General features: G+C 55.3%; 6 protein-coding genes and 1 tRNA gene. 1 reads left to right on the top strand and 6 read right to left on the bottom strand.

Going from position 1 to position 6,000, the window contains the following annotated elements; genetic code table 11:
- Positions 1–276, top strand: a 276-nt coding sequence (locus BM035_RS12370; protein ID WP_139216038.1) for a transposase, incomplete at its 5' end; no start/stop codon positions are given.
- A 22-nt stretch (positions 277–298) separates the two neighbouring features.
- Here BM035_RS12370 and BM035_RS23190 read toward each other — a convergent pair.
- The 6 genes from BM035_RS23190 to BM035_RS12340 all read right to left on the bottom strand — a co-directional run bounded on the left by BM035_RS23190 (position 299) and on the right by BM035_RS12340 (position 5,909).
- Positions 299–709 carry a GIY-YIG nuclease family protein gene (locus tag BM035_RS23190; protein WP_092032121.1) on the bottom strand — a complete coding sequence of 137 codons (411 nt, stop codon included), beginning with the start codon at positions 707–709 and terminating at the stop codon, positions 299–301.
- 26 nt (positions 710–735) lie between these two features.
- The gene (locus BM035_RS12360) at positions 736–1,965 is read right to left on the bottom strand and encodes a hypothetical protein (protein WP_092032118.1); all 1,230 of its coding nucleotides are present in this window, start codon (positions 1,963–1,965) and stop codon (positions 736–738) included.
- Between the two features lie 156 nt (positions 1,966–2,121).
- Positions 2,122–2,197: transfer RNA gene (locus BM035_RS12355), tRNA-Phe, on the bottom strand.
- 131 nt (positions 2,198–2,328) lie between these two features.
- Positions 2,329–2,601 (bottom strand): oxidative damage protection protein, encoded by a 273-nt coding sequence (locus BM035_RS12350; protein ID WP_008169302.1) that lies wholly within the window; start codon positions 2,599–2,601, stop codon positions 2,329–2,331.
- Between the two features lie 75 nt (positions 2,602–2,676).
- Positions 2,677–3,744, bottom strand: a complete 1,068-nt coding sequence (gene mutY / locus BM035_RS12345; protein WP_092032115.1) for an A/G-specific adenine glycosylase — start codon at positions 3,742–3,744, stop codon at positions 2,677–2,679.
- Entirely contained in the window at positions 3,744–5,909 is a 2,166-nt protein-coding gene (locus BM035_RS12340; protein ID WP_092032112.1) for an AsmA family protein, read from the bottom strand. The genes mutY and BM035_RS12340 overlap by 1 nt, the downstream gene beginning before the upstream one ends.
- Positions 5,910–6,000: the final 91 nt, after the last annotated feature.

The raw sequence follows: 6,000 nt of genomic DNA, 5'->3' as shown, positions 1-6,000 counted from the left end.
CAAAGCCACTGGGATAACCTGATCACCATCTTCGAGTACCCGCCGGCGATCCGGAAAGTGATCTACACCACCAATGCCATTGAGTCGCTGAACAGCGTGATCCGCAAAGCGACCAAGCGCCGGAAGCTGTTCCCAAGTGATGACTCGGCCCTGAAAGTGGCCTTCCTGGCGATCCAACAGGCCTCAAAGAAATGGACCATGCCGATCCGTGATTGGAAGCCGGCATTGAATCGCTTTATTATCGAATTCGGTGACCGCCTGGACGGCCACCTGTAATGGGGTGGGCAGTTACACAGATTTATTTACAGGCTCGGTACTGCATCTCATGTGACTCTACTTCGACAAAAAAGACGTCCATCTTCTTTATGGCTTCTATGTTTTCAACAAACTTCCCATAAAAATCAGCGTCGTTCAGCAAGTCTTTGCGAGAACCTTCAGGCTTGTATGTTGCGTAGCGACCAGTTTGTCGTCGGGTTAACTTGAATGCTAGAGAGGCAGAATTATGATTTGCAGTCCGGTGGCTGCGTATTCGCTGCTGTAGGTTCCGTGTTCGTCCCACATGCACTATTGTGTCGCCGTCCTTAAAGATATAGATGCCTTTCTTGCCTCTGTGTTCAACAGATACGGGGTTCTGTAATGGCTCGGACTTCGTAAGGCTTTCGAATACGGCGGGCACTTCATTAATCAGTTTTTGCCACGCGTCACTCATTGCAATTCGCTCCCACACTTACAGCATTAAAATTCGTTCCAGCCGCTCAACTCGTCGCCTTGCTTAACCGTGTCTAAATGTCCGTAATAGTCCTCTATCATTTTGACGCTTGTGCCCATCTGCTTGGCTAGCAGTGCAATAGAAATAGGGTGCTTGGACGTAAGCTGCTGCGTTGCGTAGAAGTGACGGAGACTGTATAGCGTGCGCATTCTTTCCTCAGTGCCGATTCCTAAACCGGAATCTGTAAGAAATTTTTTAAAAGTTCCATCGAGTCTTTTCGGTTGCGTGCCATCGCTCAATTGAAAAATCGGCGCATCAATATTCTTCGCCAGAACCTGCTCAAGTGTAGCGTTCTGCAGTTGCGGGTTTCTGTTCTTCAGCCGCTCCAATACTTTCCTAGCGTCGCTGAGCCGGTTATGCCTAACAACAACTTTGCGCCAGACATGCTCGCCTTTTCTCCCCTTCTTCTTCAGAACACTGACGACAACTAGTTCGTTGCCGCTGTGACTCTTTTCAATACTGATATTGCGCCATTTGATGTCCATAGCCTCTCGTCCGTGCCGGACGCCGCTGTAGGCGAGGAACATCACATAGTCATAAAGCATTGCACGGATTTCAGCATCTTTCTTTCGATGCGTTGGCTTCGTAACCCAGTGTCTGAGCTTGCGTATAAGGGTTCTGTACTCGCGTAAGTCGAATGTTGCACGTCTGTTAGCGCTTGAGCCTGTATTGCGCAGCACAGGCAGTGCAGCGCTGCTTAACCAGCCATTTTCTACAGCCCTGTCGAGTATGAGTTTTAGAGCAGCGTGGTGCGTGCTTATTGTTGATGAGGCTGGCTTCCTTCCGAGCTGCTCTGACACGTATTCGACATAGCCATCGTAGTGCTTGCGGATATTGTCGAGCCTGGTGCGCTTGAAGTAAGGAATCTGATATTTGTTGATGACTTGGATGTAGCTGGAGTAGACGCTTTTCCAGTCGTTCGTATCCCGCGTGCCTTCAAGCTGATTGATGATGCTTTTGGCTACGCTGGCGAAGCTGCGTGTCGTTTGGGGTAGGTTGTTTTCGGATTTAACGATAGCTTCATAGTAGATGCGGTGCGCTTTCATCTGCGCTTCTTCTAAATCTTCGCAGCCAGTTGCAGCGCGATACCATTCGCCACTTTCCAGTTTAATCCGGCAGTACCATTTACTGCTTCTCTGCTGCTTATAAAGTACGCACTTTTTGGGAATTACCGTTACAGTGCTGGTTTTGTTCATTTTTCCGTCACAGCATTAAGTAAGTATGCAACGAGTATATGACAGATAAGCGCTGGAGGAACAGAGGGCGGGTAGGGCGCGCAAAAGTATGCGAAAGGTATGCAACAGAAAAGAAAAAAGCCAAGGACTAAAAAATCCTTGGCTTTCAAAAACTTATGGTGCCCGGAGGCGGAATCGAACCACCGACACGGGGATTTTCAATCCCCTGCTCTACCAACTGAGCTATCCGGGCTTTGCGTTACACCTTGCAAGGTGTCTCGGCAACGGGGCGCTATTAAACCGGTTTAGATGTTTTGAGTCAAGGCTAGGCCGGAAAAATTTCTGAATCTTTTCAGGCATGCTCAGGCTTTGATCAATCCGGGGTTATTGTTCCGGTGGAACGTAGCCCTCGGCCTTGTCGAACGGTTCGTTGTTGAAAAAATGTTCCATCTGCGCCTGCAGGTACTTGCGGGTGTTGGGGTCCATCAGGCTCAGGTGTTTTTCGTTGATCAGCATGGTCTGCTGGGCCTGCCATTCTTCCCAGGCCTGCTTCGAGATGTTCTCGAAAATGTCCTGGCCCTTGGCGCCGGGCATGGGCGGGAAGTCCAGGCCTTCCAGTTCTTTCTGGTATTTGCGGCAGAAAACAGTACGGCTCATGATGGCTCCTGTTGGCAAATGTTGCTGGCGGTGATGATAACAGATCGTTGCGGCTGAGGGGGCCAGCGCACTGGATCAAAGCAGAGCTGCTTGCTCCGGTTCGGTAAGCAGCGACCGGATTGGAGCAGGCAGGCCGAGGTTCAGGGCTTCATGGCGGTGTAGCCATTTCAGATGATCCTTGTCTGCAACGGTGTTGGCGCCGCCGGTGACGTTTAGTCGGGCGGGCTGTATGTGCAGGTGGTAATGGGAAAAGGTATGTCGAAAGCCGTTGATAAGCTCTGGTTCTGCGCAATCCAGCCCCAGGCTCTGTTCGCAGGCTTCCTGAAGCTCATCGGCTCCGTAGGCCGGGTCCAGTTCCGGCAGGCTCCAGAGGCCGCCCCAGATGCCACTGGGCGGGCGACGCTCAAGCAGAATGCGCCCCTCGCCATCCTCAAGAATCACCATCCAGGTGGATTTCTCCGGCTTGGTCTTTTTCGGTTTGGAGCCGGGGTAGAGTGAGGTTTCACCCTGGGCGTAGGCTCTGCAGCCCTCTTGCAGCGGGCAGCTCTCGCAGGCCGGGCGGCTGCGGGTACACACCATGGCGCCGAGGTCCATAATGCCCTGGGTGTAGTCGCGCACCCGCTGTTCCGGCGTGTGCTCTTCGGCCCGTTGCCACAGCTGGTTAAGCACGGCTGTCTGGCCGGGCCAGCCGGGTATGGCATGGTAGCGCGCCAGCACCCGTTTCACGTTTCCATCCAGTATGGCGGCGCGAATGCCGAAGGCCTGGGCCAATATGGCGGCGGCTGTGGAGCGGCCAATGCCGGTCAGGGATTCAAGCTCCTCCTGGGTTTGCGGGAACTCACCATCGAACTCGCCCACCACCGTCTGCGCGGCTTTCTGCAGGTTGCGGGCCCTGGCGTAGTAACCAAGGCCGGACCAGTGGCTGAGCACATCATCCACCGGCGCTTCGGCCAGGGCATGAACGTCCGGGAAGCGTTCCATGAACGCCTCGAAGTAGGGGATAACCGTGGTTACCTGTGTCTGCTGCAGCATGATTTCGGAAACCCACACACGGTAGGCGTTCCGGTTGTGATGCCACGGCAGGTCATGCCGGCCGTGGCTGTCGTACCATTGGAGCAGTTTGTTGGCGAAGCTGTCCGGCATCAGTTGAACAGTCCTTTGAGTTTGTCGCCGATCTGTTCCTGCACCTTTTCTTTAACCTTCTCTTCCGCCTTGGCTTTTGCCTTGTCCACTTCCTCCCGGGCTTTCGCCTTGGCGGCATTTTCGGCGATGGTCTTCAGGGTGTCCCTGAAGCGGGAGCCGTCAAAGGAGCAAAGTCCTGCCGGGTCCTCGGCGAAGTTGCCACGGCACTCCACGGGAATAACCGCGTTTTCTACATATTCGGTAACGCGGCAGGCGTTGTCCCTGTGGATTTCACCGACGATTCTCAGGCCCACTTCATAATCCAGCTGGCTCTGGGCCAGATCGACTGTGCCATTGCCTTCCAGACGCATCCCGGCCAGTGCTGCAACCAGGTCGGTGTTGTTCAGGGTGTTGCCGTTGATGTCCAGGGTGCCGCGCATGTCGTTGAACGGGGTGCTGGTGCCCCAGTCGGTGGTTGTCAGCTCATCCTGGTTGACCAGAGCGATGCCCTGGCAGGCCATGCGGGTGAGGTTCATCCGGCGGAACTCGCCCTCTGCGAGGTTGAAGCTGATCTGTCCGTCAGCATTGCTGCGCAGTGCCGAGATCCGGTTGCCAGAGGTGTTGGCGTTCACTTTGAGATTTGCCCCGCCGGCGAGCATATCCACTTCTGCCAGATCGGTGAGCAAAGGCAGGGTCTGTACATTGGTTACGTCTGAGCCAACGGTCCATTTCGGATTGTCGCTGCGGGCGTCGATGGTCACGTTGGCACCAAAGCTGCCCTCGTACAGTTTGCCGCTGAACTCATCAACCTTGAGCAGGCCGTTTTTCGCGGTGGTGCTGGCTTTGATTTCGTTGATAGTCAGGTTGCTGACGATCAGCTGGCCGAGTCCCAGATCAATATCCAGCAGCAGGCTGCGAATGGTCTCCAGGGGCAGAAGGTCGCCTTCGGGTCCGGCTGCAGCGGTTTCCTGGGATGCGGGTGCTTCCTCCGCCTCTCCTTCCGCTTTCGGTGGCAGGTATCGGTCGGCATTCAACTGGTCGCCCTGGAGCTGGAAGACAACGCCTGTGTCGGCAAGGTTGTAGCTACCGGAACCAGTGAAGGTGGTGTCATCCAGTTTGATGGTCAGGTCGGTGAGCTCCACCTTGCCGGCCGGACCGCCAATACCGGTGGAGAAGGCGATGGCTTCAAGTACGTCCGGATCGCTGGTTTCCACCGGGGGCTGGCCGAGGTTGTTCAGAAGATCCTTCAGCGAGAACTCGGCGATGGAGATCTCGCCGCTCAGGGTTGGCTTGTCGCCGAATCCGGTAACGTCAAGATCGGTCGACAGGTTCAGGTTGGCCAGGCTGGCGGTAAAGCCGCTCAGGTTAGCGGTCTCGTTTTCCAGGTTCGCCCTGGCAGAGCCCGCCAGTTCAGCCGTGACCTCTTTGCCACCGAGCGGCTCTCCGGTCATGTCGAACACGGCATTCAGACCGGATACGGCGAACTCGTTGAGAGCCTCGTTGGCGGCGAGGCGGGCGCTGATATTGCCATCCACTTCAAACGTGGGCTGGGTGGTGGCTACCCGGAACCCGATTTCCAGCGGGAACTCGGAGCCCAGAGTAATGTTGCTGGCGTTGACGGTGAAATTCTCCAGCGTGACCGACTGGCCGGTACTCTTGTCGGTGTAGTGCACCTGGGCATTGCTGATCTGAACGTTTTCAACGTTGAAGTTCAGAGGCTCGCCGCCGGCGCCCTCGCTCTCCTGTGCCTGTTCATCCTGGGTTCCGGCCGTTTCCTCGGTTGCCGCTCCCGCCGCCTTCTCGGGCATGATGCGGGTCCAGTTGCCGTTGCCCTGTTCGTCCACTTCGAGTCGGGCGTCCAGCCCGTCCAGTACGAAGGTATTCACCCTCGGGGACATGGCAATCAGTGACCAGAAATCGATCTGGGCCACCAGTTGCTCAAGGGCAACAAAGCGGTCACCTTCCAGGGTGGCCTCTACGGAATTCAGCTCAAGGCCAAGTGGGATAAAAGACCAGCCGATGTCGCCTTCAAGGACCAGATCCAGGTTCGTGGCATCCTCAACGGCCTGTTCAATCTGCGGTTTGTAATCGTTGGGGTTGATCACGGCCATGGCGATGGCAACGGCAGCCACGGCAAGAACGATCAGTGCAACGATGGCAATCAGCACATAACGGACGGCTTTCATGATTCAGGCTTCCTTCCTATTTTTAGGAGCTTGCAGTATTCGCTGTGAATACCGACGCTAATGACCCAAAGGATAACGCAGGGTTAACAAA

This window comes from Marinobacter sp. DSM 26671 (assembly GCF_900112835.1).
GTDB lineage: Bacteria > Pseudomonadota > Gammaproteobacteria > Pseudomonadales > Oleiphilaceae > Marinobacter > Marinobacter flavimaris.
This window is presented reverse-complemented; position numbering and strand designations above follow the sequence as displayed.

Coding starts and splice junctions, on each gene's coding strand:
- BM035_RS12360 (WP_092032118.1), bottom strand. CDS start 1,965: ATGAACAAAACCAGCACTGTAACGGTAATTCCCAAAAAGTGCGTACTT.
- BM035_RS12350 (WP_008169302.1), bottom strand. CDS start 2,601: ATGAGCCGTACTGTTTTCTGCCGCAAATACCAGAAAGAACTGGAAGGC.
- mutY (WP_092032115.1), bottom strand. CDS start 3,744: ATGCCGGACAGCTTCGCCAACAAACTGCTCCAATGGTACGACAGCCAC.
- BM035_RS23190 (WP_092032121.1), bottom strand. CDS start 709: ATGAGTGACGCGTGGCAAAAACTGATTAATGAAGTGCCCGCCGTATTC.
- BM035_RS12340 (WP_092032112.1), bottom strand. CDS start 5,909: ATGAAAGCCGTCCGTTATGTGCTGATTGCCATCGTTGCACTGATCGTT.